At 67.3% G+C, this 16239-nt stretch carries 15 protein-coding genes; all 15 read right to left on the bottom strand.

The window, feature by feature from the left end:
- On the bottom strand, positions 1 to 1142 hold a 1142-nt coding region (locus tag VLF18_RS13105; RefSeq protein WP_325280077.1), incomplete at its 3' end, for a secretin N-terminal domain-containing protein.
- A gap of 14 nt (positions 1143 to 1156) precedes the next feature.
- Entirely contained in the window at positions 1157 to 1873 is a 717-nt protein-coding gene (locus tag VLF18_RS13100; protein ID WP_325280076.1) for a type II secretion system protein N, read from the bottom strand.
- A complete protein-coding gene (gene gspM, locus VLF18_RS13095; protein ID WP_325280075.1) occupies positions 1870 to 2484 on the bottom strand; it encodes a type II secretion system protein GspM in 615 nt (204 codons plus the stop codon). The genes VLF18_RS13100 and gspM overlap by 4 nt, the downstream gene beginning before the upstream one ends.
- A complete protein-coding gene (locus VLF18_RS13090; protein ID WP_325280074.1) occupies positions 2459 to 3730 on the bottom strand; it encodes a PilN domain-containing protein in 1272 nt (423 codons plus the stop codon). Before VLF18_RS13090 ends, gspM begins: the two co-directional genes overlap by 26 nt.
- Complete coding sequence (locus tag VLF18_RS13085) at positions 3730 to 4623, bottom strand: type II secretion system protein GspK (RefSeq protein ID WP_325280073.1); 894 nt, start codon at positions 4621 to 4623, stop codon at positions 3730 to 3732. The genes VLF18_RS13090 and VLF18_RS13085 overlap by 1 nt, the downstream gene beginning before the upstream one ends.
- On the bottom strand, positions 4620 to 5342 hold the full coding sequence (locus VLF18_RS13080; RefSeq protein ID WP_325280072.1) for a prepilin-type N-terminal cleavage/methylation domain-containing protein: 723 nt from the start codon (positions 5340 to 5342) through the stop codon (positions 4620 to 4622). The genes VLF18_RS13085 and VLF18_RS13080 overlap by 4 nt, the downstream gene beginning before the upstream one ends.
- Positions 5339 to 5851: a type IV pilus modification PilV family protein gene (locus VLF18_RS13075; RefSeq protein WP_325280071.1), complete on the bottom strand. Its 513-nt coding sequence runs from the start codon at positions 5849 to 5851 to the stop codon at positions 5339 to 5341. Before VLF18_RS13075 ends, VLF18_RS13080 begins: the two co-directional genes overlap by 4 nt.
- Positions 5848 to 6330 carry a GspH/FimT family pseudopilin gene (locus VLF18_RS13070; RefSeq protein WP_325280070.1) on the bottom strand — a complete coding sequence of 161 codons (483 nt, stop codon included), beginning with the start codon at positions 6328 to 6330 and terminating at the stop codon, positions 5848 to 5850. Before VLF18_RS13070 ends, VLF18_RS13075 begins: the two co-directional genes overlap by 4 nt.
- An 87-nt stretch (positions 6331 to 6417) precedes the next feature.
- On the bottom strand, positions 6418 to 6849 hold the full coding sequence (gene gspG, locus VLF18_RS13065) for a type II secretion system major pseudopilin GspG (protein ID WP_325280069.1): 432 nt from the start codon (positions 6847 to 6849) through the stop codon (positions 6418 to 6420).
- Positions 6850 to 6863: 14 nt separating this feature from the next.
- Positions 6864 to 8081 (bottom strand): type II secretion system F family protein, encoded by a 1218-nt coding sequence (locus VLF18_RS13060; RefSeq protein ID WP_325280068.1) that lies wholly within the window; start codon positions 8079 to 8081, stop codon positions 6864 to 6866.
- 46 nt (positions 8082 to 8127) lie between these two features.
- Positions 8128 to 9867 (bottom strand): type II secretion system ATPase GspE, encoded by a 1740-nt coding sequence (gene gspE / locus VLF18_RS13055; RefSeq protein ID WP_325280067.1) that lies wholly within the window; start codon positions 9865 to 9867, stop codon positions 8128 to 8130.
- Between the two features lie 10 nt (positions 9868 to 9877).
- The gene (locus VLF18_RS13050) at positions 9878 to 10531 is read right to left on the bottom strand and encodes an exosortase H-associated membrane protein (RefSeq protein ID WP_325280066.1); all 654 of its coding nucleotides are present in this window, start codon (positions 10529 to 10531) and stop codon (positions 9878 to 9880) included.
- Complete coding sequence (gene purL, locus VLF18_RS13045; RefSeq protein ID WP_325280065.1) at positions 10528 to 14406, bottom strand: phosphoribosylformylglycinamidine synthase; 3879 nt, start codon at positions 14404 to 14406, stop codon at positions 10528 to 10530. The genes VLF18_RS13050 and purL overlap by 4 nt, the downstream gene beginning before the upstream one ends.
- Before the next feature lie 153 nt (positions 14407 to 14559).
- On the bottom strand, positions 14560 to 15291 hold the full coding sequence (locus tag VLF18_RS13040) for a DsbC family protein (RefSeq protein WP_325280064.1): 732 nt from the start codon (positions 15289 to 15291) through the stop codon (positions 14560 to 14562).
- A 242-nt stretch (positions 15292 to 15533) separates the two neighbouring features.
- Complete coding sequence (locus tag VLF18_RS13035) at positions 15534 to 16196, bottom strand: SPOR domain-containing protein (protein ID WP_325280063.1); 663 nt, start codon at positions 16194 to 16196, stop codon at positions 15534 to 15536.
- Between the last annotated feature and the right edge of the window lie 43 nt (positions 16197 to 16239).

Below are 16239 nucleotides of genomic sequence, written 5' to 3'. Positions count from 1 at the left end.
ACACCGCCGCGCGAACTCGTGCGGCGCGACGAGCTGCCGCTGCCGCGCTGGCCGGTGAAGACTTCATTGAGACGGTCGGCGAGATCGACGGACTTTACATTTTTCACGTCGTACACATAGAGCTGCGTACCGTTCTCGCTGCCGCCCTGATCGAGGCGGCGCAGCCATTCCTCGGCCTGCGCGAGATAGTCGGGATTCGGCGTGATGACGATGACCGAATTCGTGCGCTCGATCGGCACGAAACGGAACATGCCGGCCATCGGCGACTCGCCGGTCGCGCCGAACAGCTTGTCGAGCTCGGGCATGATCTTGGCGACTTCGACGTTGACGACCGCGTACACGCCGATCGACATCCCCTTGAGCCAGTCGACGTCGAAGGTGTCGATCGTGCGCTGGTAGTTGGCGAGTTCGCTCGCCGTGCCGGCGAGCACGAGCATGCTGCGCGCCGTATCGACCGACACGAACGCGTCGGCCTTCGCGTACGGCTTCAGCAGCTTTTCCATTTCCTTCGGCGAGACGAAGCGCAGCGGAAACAGGCGCACCTCATAGCCCTTGGCGGAGCCCGGCGGCGACAGCCGCGGCACGAGCTTGCCGGGCAGTGCGTCCTTGGTCGGCAGCACCGTGTAGCGGCCTTCGCTGTAGACCATTGAGTTGTTGGTCCAGGACAGCAGCATCTCGAGGATCGACATGGCCTGATCGGACTTGATCGGCTTGGACGTCGAGAAGCTGACATTGCCCTGCACGCCCGGCGCGATTACGTAGTTGAGCTGCAGCAGGTCGCCGAGGATCGCCTTCGCGACCGCCTGGATCGGCTGGTTCTCGAAGTTGAACGTCAGCTGGCCGTCGCCATCGGGCGTGACGGTGACCGGCGCGCGTGCCGCGGCTTCGTTGATGAATTTGGCCGTGCCCTTTTCGATTTCCGGCTGCGATTTCTGCGCCGCGGGATCTTTCTTGCCGCTGAGCGCGATCGGGCCGTCGTCGATCGGCATCTTGCCGGTCAGGACCTTCTCGGCCTGGGTTTCGGACGGAGCGGACTGAGTCGGCCGGCCGTCATCCTGCACGCGCCGCGTCGGAGCCGACGAGCAACCGCCCAGTACGACCAGCAGCGCGACCAGGCAAAGGGGATACAGACGTAGACGCACTGGTGGCACTCCGTTCATTTGACCTGTTCCTGCTGCTCGCGCAGCTTCTCGGCCTGCTCGCGCATTTCGCGGCGGCGCTCTTCGATTCGGCGTTGCAGTTCGGCCGCACGATCCGGCGGCGGCTGACCCGGGACATTCGTCGGCGCATTGCCGGTCGGCGGGGCGGCGGGAGCGGCGCCGGGCGGCGGCGGCGGGGGTACGGCGCGCGCGCTCGGCGGAACTGTGAGTCCGGGAGCGACCTCAAGTTCCACTTCCGAGGTCTCGTCCTGCGGATTCTTGAACACGACGCTGCGCGAGCGGATCTCGGTCAGCGTCCAGCCGGCCTGTTCGCCCGGCAGCGGCATGCCGACGCGCAGCGACACGGCTTCGTTCTTGCCGTTGTCGCGGACCATCGCGAGCTTGACGTCGGGCGTCAGGATGATGCCGGTCAGCGTGATGTTCAGCGGCGCGGTCGGCGCATCGACGACTTTGACGTCTTCGACGATCGGCGTCGGCTTGCGGTCGTCGTTGAAGATCGGCCGCTGGCGCACTTCGGCGAATTCGGAATCCGGCGGCATGACGACGGCTTCCGTGTCGATGCGGCCGACGCCGGTCACCGGCGGTGCTTCTGTCTCGGGCAGCCAGCCATAGCCGCGGCCGGCGCCCATCCAGGCGAGCACGCCGGCCAGCGCCATGACGCCGCAGGCGCCCGCAAGGCTCAGCGTAATCAGGCGAGCGGTACGCGCGTTCATGCCTTCTCCGCTCCGCGCTTGCGCATATAGCCCGACAGGTTGAAGCGGATATCGAGCGCGCTCTGCTGCGGCTGCTTCTGGCCCGGCGCGACGTAGCCGTAGTTCTGCTTGTAGATCATCAGCTGTTCGACGAACAGGTAAGGCTTGCCGCTTTCGAGCTGGTAGATGATCGACGACAGCGGCTCGAGGTCGCAGCGCATGCGCACCTGGATCGTGACCTTCTCGTAGAGCTCGGGCTTGCCGCCGGACAGCTGCTGATGGGTCAGCACCTGGCAGCGGTTCTGATCGCCGCCGTGCTCGGTCACCGCCTGCTTCATGCGCTGGATCAGATCGGATGCGGCGCCGGCCGCATCGGCCTGGCTGAGGAAGGCCTGGTTGCTCTGTTCGAAATTGCGCACGTCGGTGAGGCGTTTCTCGATCTCGGCGCGCTGCTTGCTCGTTTCCTGGAAACGCTGCTGCTGTTCGCGCAGGTCGCCCATCTGGCCGGCGATCTCCAGATGCGGGGCGACGAACCACCAGTGCACGCCGAGCAGATAGGCCAGCAGCAGCACGATCAGCGTCAGCACGACCGCCATGAGACGGCCGTTATTCTTTTGCGGCAGCAGGCGCATTCGCGCTTCCCTCCTTGGCCTCGGCCGCAGCCGCGTCTTTGCCCGCCGCCGGCTCGGCCGGCGCATCCTTGGCGTCGCCGCCGTCCTTCGCAGCCTTTCCGGGCTTCGCCGGCTCGGCTTCGCGCGGCTTGAGCTGCGCCACGAGGTTAAAGCGGTCTTTCTTGACGCGCGGATCGGGCTGCACGACGCCCTGGAACGCGGGTTCGCCGAGCACCTTGGATTTCTGCAGTTCGGCGATGAGGCCTTCGGAACGATCGCTGAGACCCTGCAGCTCGACGCGGCCGTCCTCGGTCACGTTGAGGCGTTCGAGGTACGTGCTGTCGGGCAGGCGCTCGGTCAGGTCCTTGAGCAGCTCGATCGCCGGCACGACGGTGCGTTTTTTCTGGGTCAGGAAATTCGCCGACTCGATCGTCTCTTCGAGCGTCTTGCGCAGTCCGGCGACCTGCTTGGCCTCCTGCTGCGCCTTCTCGACCTCGGCGGTCATGTTCTCGAGCGCTGCCTGGCGATTGGTGACGGTACGCGCCATCACGCCGAGTGCGAGGATCACGACGAGCGCAGCAAGACCGAGATTGAGCCAGAGCCGCTGATTGCTGCGCCGCGCCCGCCGGTCCGGCGGCAGCAGGTTCACGCCCATGCGCGTGCCGCTCGCACCGTCGATCCAGCAGTCGACGCCGTCGAGCGGGATGCCGAGCTGCGCGACCGGAGAAATCTCTTCGTCGAAGGCCGCACGCGGCATCACGACGAGATCGACCTGAAGCTGCCGCCCAGCTGCATCGCGGCCGCGTACGACGTAGTCGAAATACACCTGGTCGGCCTTGAACGGCGTCTGCCGGTCCATTTCGAAACCGAGCACCTGGCGCAGGTTGTCTTCGGCGGCGGCCGGCAGATTCAGCGAGCGCCGCAGTACGCGCGTCGTCGGCACGCAGAAGAACTGGCGCAGCTGAGGTTCGTCGATGCGCGCGCGCAGGCGCTGGAAATCGCCGCGCTGGACGTCGACGTCCTGGGTCAGGTCGATCTGGCCGAAATCGGTCGCGCCGCGCGCGGTCTCGCGGCGCAGCACCAGCTGACTGTCGGCCACATGGAGCAGCAGCGACTCGCGGCCCTCGGCCAGGGCCGCGCGCCAGGTCGCGGGCAGGAACGACAGCAGTTCGCCGCCCCACCACGCGAAGAAGCGCGGCAGCGGTGTCTTGGCATAGCGCGCCCGCAAGCGGACGAGCTGAGGTTCGAGCACGTCTTGGATGGCCATTACTGATCTTCGCCGTCGCGCCAGCGCAGGACCACGAACGGCCTGCCGCCCACGCCTTGTCCGCCCAGCCGCAAGGTGGCGTCCAGCCGAGTGCTGGCACCGTTCGGGAGCGTGGCGCGGGACTCGATACTATACGTGAGCCCCCCACCCTCCGCCATGACAGGGGTTCCATCCGGCATCGTGATGTTGTACGGCATACCAGGCGGCACCGCCTGGCGCTGGGTCAGCAGCATTTGCGCTTGTTCCTCGGTCATCCCCGGCATCGCGCGCAGCACTTCGAGCGGCGCATAGGCGGGACTGGGTTGATTGCGGCCGGAATAGAGCGTGATGGCCTTTTCGATCAGGTGGTAGGTGTCGTAATCCATCCCCAGCACCTGCTGGATCTCCGACACCGTTTCAAACGGCGCGTTCCGCGGCGAGTATTTCAGGTCGGCGGATTTGTATTCGGATTCCTCGGCACCGTGCACGCCGGCGAGATCGTCGGGGTCGCGCCAGTCGACGATCGCGTCGGCGAGTTCCTCGGCGCGCAGTTCCTCGATGCCGCTGGCCTGGAACAGCGCCTTGAGCATGACCGCATCGGCGACGTTGATGTCGACCTTGCCGCTGTCGTCGGTCATGCGCAGTTCGATCTTCGAACCGTCGAACTCGAACTCGTACGGCCGGCCGTCGGCGACCCAGCGCGTCAGCGGGTCGGGATTGCGCAGTTCGAACACGGCGCGATGGATGCCGGCTTCGGCGACGTAGCGCGCCGCGGTCGCGTCGAACAGATGCCGCGCCTGCAGATTTTCGGTGCGCGCGATGACGGCGAAGCTGCCGAGCAGGATGCTCATGAGCGCGATGACCCAGAGCACGATGATGAACGCGACGCCGCGCTGCTTCGACGGCGCGTTCATTCTTTCTCCGTGGCGCCGCCGGCCGACGGCGGTTGCGGCACCGTGCCGGGCTGCGGCATGCGCTGCTGGAACAGGCGTACGCCGCCGCTGGTGTCGAGGATCAGCGGGATCTCCATGGTCGGCCAGACCAGGCCCGACTCCGGCGTCATCTCCAGGTCGATGCGCATCATGACCGGCAGCATCGACGGGTTTTCCCATTCGTCTTCCCAGTCTTCGAGTTCGTTCTGGTCGTCGAACTTGCGGTATTCGAAACGGCCGCGGCGGATTCCGTCGAGCAGCAGCACCGGCGTGCCGTCGTCGGGCTTGAGCTTGTCGAGATCGAAGCCGTTGAGCATGTTGTGGGTGAACACGAGCTGCAGCCCGTTGCGGCCGCGCGCGAGTTCGAGCGTCTGCACGTAGGGGCCGCCGCGGCTCAGGTGTCCGGGCATCGGCGCGACGAAACGCACGAAATCGCTTTCGCCCTGGAATACGAAGTTCGCGCCGCTGCCGTGTTCCTGGCCGAACGCGAGCGGCAGGCTGCGGCTGATTTCGCGCCGGATGAACTCCTGTGCGACGCGCAGCCGGTTCGTGCGCTCGATGTTCTGCTCGCCCGCGTGCATGGCGCGGGTCGCGGCGCGGATGCCGCTCATCGCGCCGGCGAGAAGGATCGCGAGCAGCGTGATCGCGAGCAGCACTTCGAGCAGGCTGAAGCCGGCGGCGCGGCGCGGAAGGCGCGTCATTTGCTGCCCCGGTTCGGTGGATTCTGCGGCAGCGTGCCGTCGGGACGCTCGCCGCCGACGATGCCGGCTTCGGCGTTCGCCGATCGCAGCGAAACGAAGTGCGCACTGCGCGGACTGCGCCGGTCGCCCCAGAGCACTTCGAGATCGACACGGAACATGTCGATGCTCTGGAAGCCGTCGGGCTTCGGCGCCGCGTTCGCGTCCGGCGGCGGCTCGTATTTCTGGATGTCGAGTTCCCAGCGGAACCGGTCGTCGAAGCGGCCGCTCTTGCGTCCCGGCTCGAGCTTTTCGCCGATGCCGACGATGTCGAGCTGCGACTGCGCCCAGAGCGCCGCCTGCGTGTAGTCGGCCGCGAGCCGCGTATTGCGGATCGACGCCGAGAGAATGCCCATGAGCACGCCGAAGCCGAGCGCGAACACGACGAATGCCGCGACGAGCTCGATAAGACTGAAGCCGCGCTGGCGCGCGGGCGCGCGCAGGGCGCGACGGCGGACGACTTCGCGGCTCATCGCTCTTTCAGCTCCTCGAGATCGACTTCGCCGGTCAGCCAGCCGACGTTGACGCGCCACTCGCGCGTGCCGGCGATGATCGACACGTGCCCGCCGGTGGAACTGCCGTCCGGATAGAAGCGGATGCGGCCGGCCTTTTCGTGGATCAGTTCGTTCTGCGCGGTCAGCAGCTTCACTTCGATCTTGTCGGGAAACTTCACCGCGGACTTGCCCGGCACGGTGTAGCTCATCGCTTCGAGATCGACGTCGAGCGTCTTCTGCTCGCCTTTGACGATGGCCTGGCCGCGCGTATAGCGCAGCGCCGCGACGAGGTCGCGGCTCGCGGCCTGGATCTTCGCGCTGCCGAGGCTGTTGCTGATCGAGATCGAGGCGACGGTGACGGCGATCGCGATCAGCACCATCACCGCAATCAGTTCGAGCAGACTGAAACCGCGCTGCGCGGACGCCCGCGGCGCGCGACGGCGGACGCGGCGCGCCACGGCGCCGCGCGCGGACTCAAGGTCCGCGTGCGCGTGGCGGCGGGCCGAGCCGCAGCGCGATTCGCGATCCGCCGTGCGCATCGTCCATTACTGCCAGTTGCCGATGTCGGCGTTGTACTTGTCGCCGCCCGACTTGCCGTCCTTGCCGAGGAAGACGAGATCGAAGTCGCCGTGCTCGCCCGGGTTCTTGTAGTCGAACGCGTGGCCGAACGGATCCTTGAGATCGGATTCCTTCGCATAGGCCGACTTCCAGTTCGGCGCGTTGCCCGGCTTCGTGACGAGATCCTGCAGCTTGTCCGGCGGGCTGCCGTTGTCGAGCGCGTAGGCCTCGATGCTCATCGACAGCTTGGCGACCTGCGCCTTGCCGGCGTTGTACTTGCCCTTGGTCACGTTGTCGCTGACCTGGTTGACGACGATGCCGGCGACGATGCCGATCAGCACGATCACCGCCAGCATTTCCAGCAGGCTGAAGCCGGACTGCCCGCGCGGGGCGGAATACCGCCCAAACGTATACTTCATTGCATTCTCCCGAATTATTGGACCGAACCGGCCAGATTCATGATCGGCAGGATGATCGCCATCATGATCATCGCCACCATCACCGTCATCACGATCGTCACCACCGGGACCAGCGCGGCCAGGAGCCGGTCCAGCGTGTTCTTCACTTCCTGATCGAACGTGTCGGCCGTCTTGAGCAGCATGCCGTCGAGCTCGCCGGATTCCTCGCCGACGGCGACCATCTGCAGCGCGAGCTTCGGAAAACGCTTGCTCTGGCTCAGCGCATAGCCCAGACCGTTGCCGCGCTTGACCTCTTCCGTGGCCGCGGCCACCGACTCCGCGAGCGCGGCGTTGCTCATGACGTTGCGCGCGATCGTCATCGCACCCAACAACGGAACGCCGTTCTTGAGCAAAGTTCCCAGCGTGCGCGTCAGGCGCGCGGTTTCGAGCTTGAGGATCACGTCCCCCACGACCTTGACGCCGAGCAGGCGCAGATCGAGCGCGAGCCGCGTTTCCGGCTGCGAATACTGCTTGCGCAGCCAGCCGATGCCTAGCGCCAGCAACACCAGCAGCAGCCACCAGAATTTCTGCAGCACCGTGCCGAGGCCGAACACGATCTTCGTGATCAGCGGCATTTCCACGCCCATGTCGTTGAACATCGGCACGAACTGCGGCACGACGTAGACGAGCAGGATCATCAGCGAGGCGAACACCATGCCGATCAGGAACGCGGGATAGATCATCGCGTTGATGACGTTGCCGCGCAGCGCGCGCGTGCGCTCGAGGTATTCGGCGAGCCGGCGCAGCGTTTCGTCGAGCGAGCCGCCGGCTTCGCCGGCGCGCACCATGTTCACGTAGAGGCGCGAGAACACGCCGTGCTCGGCTTCGAGCGCATCCGACAGCGGCGCGCCGCCGCGCACCGTGTCGCGCACGCGTTCGAGCATGCGGCGCGCCTTCTCGTCGCCGGGCAGGTCGAGCACGATCTGCAGCGCGCGGTCGAGCGGCTGGCCCGCGCCGAGCATGGTCGCGAGCTGCTGGGTGAACTGGACGACCTGCGCCGCGCCGAACGTCGAACGCCGCGTCAGCATGCCGAGCAGCGTGCTGCCTTCGCCCGCGTCGGCCGCACGCGCGTCGAGCGGAATGTTGCCGGCGTCCTGCAGTTTCGCGATGACCTCGTCGGCGGACGCGGCCTCCATCTGGCCTTCGAGCGTCTCGCCGGCAGGGGTTACGGCTTTGTAGCGGAACAGGGGCATCGGTATCGGCGCGTCCGGTCGGTGGGGATGTCGTCGGCGGAAGGACTCAGCTTTCCTGGGTCACGCGCAGCACTTCTTCGATCGTCGTGACGCCGGCCAGCGACTTCACGAGACCGTCCTCGTACATCGTGCGCATGCCTTCGGTGCGCGCCTGCTGCTCGAGTTCGCCCATGCCGGCGTGCTGCATGACGAGGCGGCGCAGCGGATCGGACATGACCATGAATTCCATGATCGTCGTGCGCCCGTAGTAGCCGCTCGGATTGTTCGCGCTCGGCATCGGCTTGTAGAGCTGCAGCGGGCCCGGCCCGCCGAGCTTGTCGAGATTGAATTCGCGCACGACCTCGGGCAGCGGCGTGTAGGCTTCCGCATGCGCCTTGTCGAGCCGGCGCACGAGGCGCTGCGCAAGGATGCCGTTGACGGTCGAGGTCAGCAGATAGTCCTCGACGCCCATGTCGAGCAGTCGCGTGATGCCGCCGGCCGCATTGTTCGTGTGCAGGGTCGACAGCACGAGATGGCCCGTGAGCGCCGACTGGATCGCGATGCGGCAGGTCTCCAGGTCGCGCATTTCCCCGATCATGATGATGTCCGGGTCCTGACGCACGATCGAGCGCAGCGCATGGCTGAAGTCCAGGCCGATCTGCGGCTTGGCCTGGATCTGGTTGATGCCTTCGATCTGGTATTCGACCGGGTCTTCGACCGTGATGATCTTGACGTCGGGCTGGTTGAGCTTGGACAGCGCCGTGTACAGCGTCGTCGTCTTGCCCGAGCCGGTCGGGCCGGTCACGAGCATGATGCCGTGCGGCAGTTCGAGCACCTTCATGAACTGCGGCAGGAATTCGTCGGTGAAGCCCAGCGTGTGGAAATCGAAGACCACGCTTTCGCGGTCGAGGATACGCATGACCACCGACTCGCCCCAGGACGTGGGCACCGTCGAGACGCGCAGGTCGAGTTCCTTGCCCTGCACGCGCAGCATGATGCGGCCGTCCTGCGGCAGGCGGCGCTCGGCGATATTGAGCTTCGCCATGATCTTCACGCGCGAGATCACCGCCGCCGTCGACGCCGCCGGCGGCGACTCGACTTCGTGCAGCACGCCGTCGATGCGATAGCGCACCTTGAGCCGGCTCTCGAACGGCTCGATGTGGATGTCGGACGCACGCTGTTCGACCGCGCGCTGGACGATGAGATTGACGAGGCGGATGACCGGCGCTTCGGACGCGAGGTCGCGCAGGTGTTCGATGTCGTCCTCGCCGCGCGCCGCGTCGTCGGACAAGGTCTCGACGATCGTGCCCATGGCCGAACGGCCCTGGCCGTAGTAGCGCTCGATCAGATCGTCGATTTCCGAACGCATGCCGATCTGCAGCGTGACCTTTTTCGAGGTTGCCAGCTCGACCGCCTGCGCCGCGTAGGACTCGGCCGGATCGGCGACGAGCAGGCCGACTTCGGTCTCGCTCTCGCTGACCGGCACGACGTGATGCTGCTTGAGGAAACGCACGGACAGCGCGACGTTCGGCGGCGGCGACTCGGGGAAGTCCTTGGCGCCGAGCAGCGGCAGCTTCAGGAGTTCGGCCATCGACTCGGCCATGTCGCGTTCGGACACGAGGCCGAGCTTCGTCAGCAGGTTGACCAGCGATTCGCTGTCGGACTCCTCGTGCACGCGCCGCGCGCGGACGAGATCGGCCTCCTTCAGGCGGCCTTTCTTGACGAGGAACGCGCAGATGCGCTCGTCCAGGTTCGCGACAACGGCGTCGAGAGCGGGCTCGACTTCCTGCATTTCGACGGCAGACATGACTTCTTTCCTAGGAGGCGGCGTTTCGACCGGCGCTGCTGCCGCCGGGTTCCCCAAAACGGCGCCCCGTCAGTGCTTCGATGAACGGGCGGTTGAGCGCGAGCCAGAGCGCGGCCGGCACCACGGTCGGCAGGATCAGATAGCCGAACTGGTAGCAAAGGGCAATCACATTCACGTTGAGCCCCGCCGCCGCGACGGCGGCCGCGGCTTCCGGCCCCGAGCCCAGCGCGAGCGTCTTCAACGCATCGGCGGCGATGCCGAAAGCCTGGGCGAGCCAGATTGCCGCGCACCCCAGCACGTACTGCCCCCAGCGACGCTCCTCGTCCTGCGGCGTCGCGAGGCAGAGCCCGAAGAACAGCGGCAGCGAATAGCCGTAGATCAACGGCCGCACGGTCGCTTCCAGAAAGCCGGTCGCCATCTTGCCGTCGGGGCCGGCGTCGCTGACCGCGATCTTGGTCAGCACGTCCATGATCGGCATGCCGCCGTTGTCGAACCCCTGGCTGACGCTCGCGACGAGTTCAGGCCAGAACGTCGTCAACCCGAGTCCGGCGAGCCAGACCGGCACCTTCACGGTCAACCCCGAAACCCACCACCAGAGCGCAAAGCAGGCCGGCAGCCACGCGAGGGCCGCCAGCAGGAAGCGCTTGAGCGGACTGAGCTTCATCCCACCCAGGCGCGCGCGTTGCGGAACATGCGCATCCACGGCGAGTCCTCGCCCCAGGTGTCGGGACGCCAGCTCATCTGCACGCTGCGATGCACGCGCTCGGGATGCGGCATCATGGCCGTCACGCGTCCGTCGGCCGCGGTCAGGCCGGTCAGGCCGCCGACCGAACCGTTGGAATTGAGCGGAAACGTTTCGGTCGCGCGGCCGCGGTTGTCGACGAAACGCAGGCACGGCTGCACGCGGCTGTAGTCGCTGCCCTGCGCGAATTCCGCATGGCCTTCGCCGTGCGCGACGACGACCGGAATGCGCGAACCGGCCATGCCGCGCAGCAGGATCGACGGCGATTCCATGACTTCGAGCGTGACGAAGCGCGCTTCGTACTGTTCCGACGCGTTGCGGCGGAATTTCGGCCAGTAGTCGGCGCCCGGGATGATCTCCTTGAGGTTCGCGAGCATCTGGCAGCCGTTGCAGACGCCGAGCGCGAAGCGCGCCGGGTCGGCGAAGAACGCGGCGAACTGCGCGCGCAACGTCGGATTGAACAGGATCGAGGTCGCCCAGCCGCGGCCGGCACCGAGCACGTCGCCGTAGGAAAAGCCGCCGCAGGCCGCGAGACCCTGGAAATCGTCGAGCTTGCGCCGGCCGCTCTGCAGGTCGGACATGTGCACGTCGACGGCCTCGAAGCCGGCGCGCGTGAACGCCGCCGCCATCTCGATCTGGCCGTTGACGCCCTGGTCGCGCAGCACCGCGATGCGCGGGCGCGCGCCGCGCGCGATGAACGGCGCGGCGACGTCCTCGGACGGATCGAACGTGAGCTTCGGCGTGATCCCCGGATCGTCGCCGTCGCAGCGCCAGTCGAGTTCGCTGTCGGCGAGCAGCGGGTTGTCGCGCAGGCGCTGCATCGCATGGCTGGTCTGCGACCAGGTCCGCATGAGATCGCCGCAGTCCCAGCGGCCCAGCGAATCGTCGCCGAGGCGCAGGCTGATCTGCGGCTTTTCCTTGGGGCGCGCGACCATGTGCGCGATGTCGGCGAGCCCGAAGCGGTCGAGCAGCGCCTTGAACGCGGCCGCGTCATCGCGGCGGATCTGCACGACCGCGCCGAGTTCTTCGCAGAACAGCGCGCGCAACGTGTTTTCCGCCCAGCCGTCCAGGCCGATCGACAGGCCGCAGTGACCCGCGAATGCCATTTCGATCAGGGTCACGAGCACGCCGCCGTCGGAGCGGTCGTGATAGGCGAGCAGCAGGCCGTCGGCATTCGCCTGCTGGATGCAGGCGAAGAAATTCTTGAAGCGCGCGGCATCGTCGAGATCCGGCGGCACGCCGCCGGAGCGATTGAACACCTGCATCAGCGCCGAGCCGCCGAGGCGGTTGCGTCCGCCGCCGAGGTCGATGAGCCAGAGTTCGGTCTCGCCCTTGTCCAGGCGCAGCTGCGGTGTCAGCGAGCGGCGCACGTCGCCGACGCGCGCGAACGCGGTGACGATCAGCGACACGGGCGCGATCGTCTTCTGCTCGCGCTCGCCGTCGTGCCAGACCGTCTGCATCGACAGGGAGTCCTTGCCGACCGGAATCGAGATGCCGAGCGCCGGGCACAGCTCCATGCCGATCGCGCGCACCGCATCGAACAGCGCGGCGTCCTGGTGCGGGAAATTCGCCGCGGCCATCCAGTTCGCCGACAGCCGCACTTCGCCGAGATCGGCGATCGGCGCGGCAGCCAGATTCGTCAGCGCTTCGCCGACCGCCATGCGCGCCGCATCGGCCGAGGACAGCGCCGCGAGCGGCGTGCGCTCGCCCATGGCCATCGCTTCACCGGCATAGCCGTCGAAATCCGCCAGCGTGACCGCGCAGTCGGCGACCGGCACCTGCCACGGGCCGACCATCTGGTCGCGCGAGCACAGACCGCCGACGCTGCGGTCGCCGATCGTGATCAGGAACGACTTCGACGCGACCGCCGGAAACTGCAGCACGCGCTGCAGCGCTTCGTTGAGATTGATGCCGAGGCAGTCGGAGACGAGATCGACGCGCGGCGCCTTGCGCTTGGCGTCGCGATGCATCTTCGGCGGCTTGCCGAACAGCACATCCATCGGAAAATCGATCGCCGCGCCCGTGCCGACCGGCGTCGTGGTGTCGACGCCGTAGCCGACCATCAGATGTTCCGCGGCAGTGGCCGTGCCGACGACGGCATACGGGCAGCGCTCGCGCACGCAGATCGCCTCGAAGCGCGCGACGTCCTCCGGCCGCACGCCGAGCACGTAGCGCTCCTGCGATTCGTTGCACCACAGCTGCATCGGCGAAAGCGTCGGATCGGCGCAGGGAACCTTGGCCAGGTCGATGCGCCCGCCGACGCCGGAATCGTGCAGCAGTTCGGGAATCGCGTTGGACAGACCGCCCGCGCCGACGTCGTGCACGGTGACGATCGGATTGGCCTCCCCGAGCTGCCAGCAGTGGTCGATGACCTCCTGGCAGCGGCGTTCCATTTCCGGGTTGTCGCGCTGCACCGAGGCGAAATCGAGTTCCGCCGAACTCGTGCCCGAGGCGACCGACGAGGCCGCACCGCCGCCGAGGCCGATCAGCATGGCCGGGCCGCCGAGCACGACGACCGCGTCGCCGTCCCGCAGTGCGCGCTTTTCCACATGTTGCGAACGCAGATTGGCGAGGCCGCCTGCGATCATGATCGGCTTGTCGTAGCCGCGGCGCAGGCCCGGCAGGCCGGTCTCCTGCTCGAAGCTGCGGAAATAGCCGCCCAGCGCGGGGCGGCCGAATTCGTTGTTGAACGACGCGGCACCGATCGGCCCGTCGCGCATGATCTCGAACGCGCTCGCCATGCGCGGCGGCAGCGGCCGTTCGGTTTCCCAGGGGCGCGGCAGGCCCGGAATGCGCAGGTGCGACACCGAGAATCCGGTCAGGCCGGCCTTCGGCTTGCCGCCGCGGCCGGTCGCGCCTTCGTCGCGGATTTCGCCGCCCGAGCCCGTCGACGCGCCCGGAAACGGCGCGATCGCCGTCGGATGATTGTGGGTCTCGACCTTGATCGCGTAGTCGATGCGCTCGGCATGCGCGCGGTAGACCCCGTCGGCGTCGGCGAAGAAGCGCTGCCCTTCGCTGCCCTCGATCACAGCGGCATTGTCGGCGTAGGCCGACAGCGTGTGCGCCGGCGACACCTTGTGCGTGTTCTTGATCATCGCGAACAGCGACTGCGGCTGCGCCTCGCCGTCGACGTTCCAGCTCGCGTTGAAGACCTTGTGCCGGCAGTGCTCCGAGTTCGCCTGCGCGAACATCATGAGTTCGGCATCGCTCGGATCGCGGCCGAGTTCCGCATAGCGCTCGGCGAGATAGTCGATTTCGTCGGGCGCAAGCGCGAGGCCGAGGCGGCGGTTCGCATCGGCCAGCGAGGCCTGGGCATCGGCGCCGAGCGCAACGCGGCCGAGGTCGCCGGGCGCGCCGGCGAGGAACAGATGCTCGGCATCGGCCAGCGACGTCAGCACCGACTGCGTCATCGGATCGTGCAGCACGCCGATCAGCGCGTCGTGCGCCGGCGTGCCGGCGGCCGGCAGGTTCGCGATCTCCAGTGCCATGCCGCGCTCGACGCGCTCCACCGCGAAGCCGCAGCCCTGCAGGATGTCGGTGGCCTTGCTCGACCACGGCGAAATCGTGCCGAACCGCGGCACGATCCAGAGACTGGCGGGCCGGGCGGCGTCGACGCGCGCCTCGAGCACCTGGGCGAGACGCTGGCGCGTCGCGTCATCGGGCGCGACCGACGCGGCGAGCAGATAGACATGTCGCGCGGCGGTGACGCGGGCACCGGCTGCCGTTTCGGCCAATTGGCGATTCAGGCGGTCGAGACGGAAGGCAGACAGGGCGCTTTGCCCGTCGAGGACGATCATGCTAAGGCCGTTCCGGAGCGGGGTTCTCAGAAGGGCGCGCATGATAACCGCTGCCGTCCGCCTCTCGCCATCGCCGCCGGAACCGGCCGCGGACACGAAAACGGCGGCTGCGTCGCCGCAGCCGCCGTCGAACAAACCTGGAAATTCAGCCGCTTACTTCGTCGAAGCGAGGCTGTCGAGGCGCTGACGCATCGCTTCGGGCGCCAGGTAGCCGCCGATCTGCGTGCCGTCCGGCGCGATCACGGTCGGCGTGCCGTTGATGCCGACGCGGCGACCGAGCTCGAATTCCTCGGCGATCGGGTTTTCGCAGGTCGCGTTCTTCGGATCGGTGCCCGACTTCGCGTCGGTGAAGGCTTTATTGCGGTCGGTCGCACACCAGACCGAGACGGCCTTGTCGAACGACGGCGTGCCCGGACCCGAGCGCGGGAACCAGAGGTACTCGATCGAGATGCCCTGCTCGTTGTACTTGGCGATGTCGTGATGCAGCTTGCGGCAGTAGCCGCAGTCGATGTCGGTGAACACCGTGACCGTGTACTTCGGATCCTTCGGCGCGAACACGATGCGCTTGGACTTCGGCACCTGATCGACGAGTTCCTTGCGGATGCCGCCGAGACGCGCCTCGGTCAGATCTTTCTTCGACGCCATGTCGAACAGGCTTCCCTGCAGCAGGTACTTGCCGTCGGCGCTGACGTAGACGACCTGGCCGCCGGTCACGACTTCGTAAAAACCGGGCAGGCTGGACTTCGTCACCGAATCGATCTTGGCCTGCGGCACCAGCGAGAGGATCGCGTCGCTGACGACCTTCTTCTCCTTCGCATCGTCGGCAGCCAGGGTCGTGAACGACGCCGCCGCGAGAGCGAGGGCCAGGGTGAGCTTCTTGAACATCGCGATTCCTCGGGATAGGGGCAGTGGCCTGACGCTGACCGCGGCGAGCCGCGAAAGTTCAGCGTCCGGACAGGTTGAAGGCGGGCAAGAGTGCCAACAGCCCGGACCGGCCGCAAGAGAGCAGGCTCACGGCACGAGGAAAGAGGGGATGAGGAGCGAGAAACGGGTCGACCGAATTGCCTGCGCCGCCGGCCACTTGCGCCTGCCGGGCTCATTTCTCCGTTCTTCCCTTTTTCCCGGCCTCAGAAACAGGCGACCGGCTGTTCCTTGAGATCGACGAGGTCCGGCAGCTGAGCCCGCCAGCCCACGGGGCGCTGCGGGTCTTCGGCGAAATCGATCCAGTACACCGGCAGGTCCTCGGTGCGCTGCAGCAGCTGCGGCGTGAAGCCCAGCGCGGCGATCTCGGCGCGACGGCGCTCGGCATTGGCCTGTTCGCGGAACAGGCCGAGCGAGATCGTGTTCTGCTGGTCGCCGGCCGTGACGACGTAGTAGTCGCGCACGCCCTTGGCCGAGAGCTGGCGCGCAACGCCGAGCGCCTGCTCGCGCGAGGCCATGGCCGGCACGAACACCCAGTAGCCGCGCGGCTGCGTCGTGCGCGCTTCGCGGTACTGGATGCGCCGCGCGCGCGGCGAGAGCTTGTTCATGGCTGCGCGCATGTCGGCCTGGGTCGCGAACGGGCCGATGCTGCGGCACTGGTCGGGCGCGTCGCTGGCCGGAGGCGCCTCGGTCAGCTCGGCGCTGGCCGCGTCGCCCGGCCGTTCGCGCTCGGCCAGGAGTTCCAGCCGCGTGATGCCGACGTCGGTCGGCGCGACTTCCTGCTCGGCGCGCGGCGGCGAGAAATACAGCCAGCTCGCGACACCGACGTTCATCGCGAGCAGCAGCAGGAACAACACGCGTACGAACATGCAGGAACGCCGCTCAGGGGTCGGCCGATTCTAGCGGCTCCCC

The sequence above is a fragment of the Tahibacter sp. genome (assembly GCF_035481375.1).
Taxonomy (GTDB): Bacteria; Pseudomonadota; Gammaproteobacteria; order Xanthomonadales; family Rhodanobacteraceae; genus Tahibacter.
The sequence above is the reverse complement of the archived record's forward strand: the minus strand, read 5'-3'. Positions and strand labels throughout refer to the sequence as shown.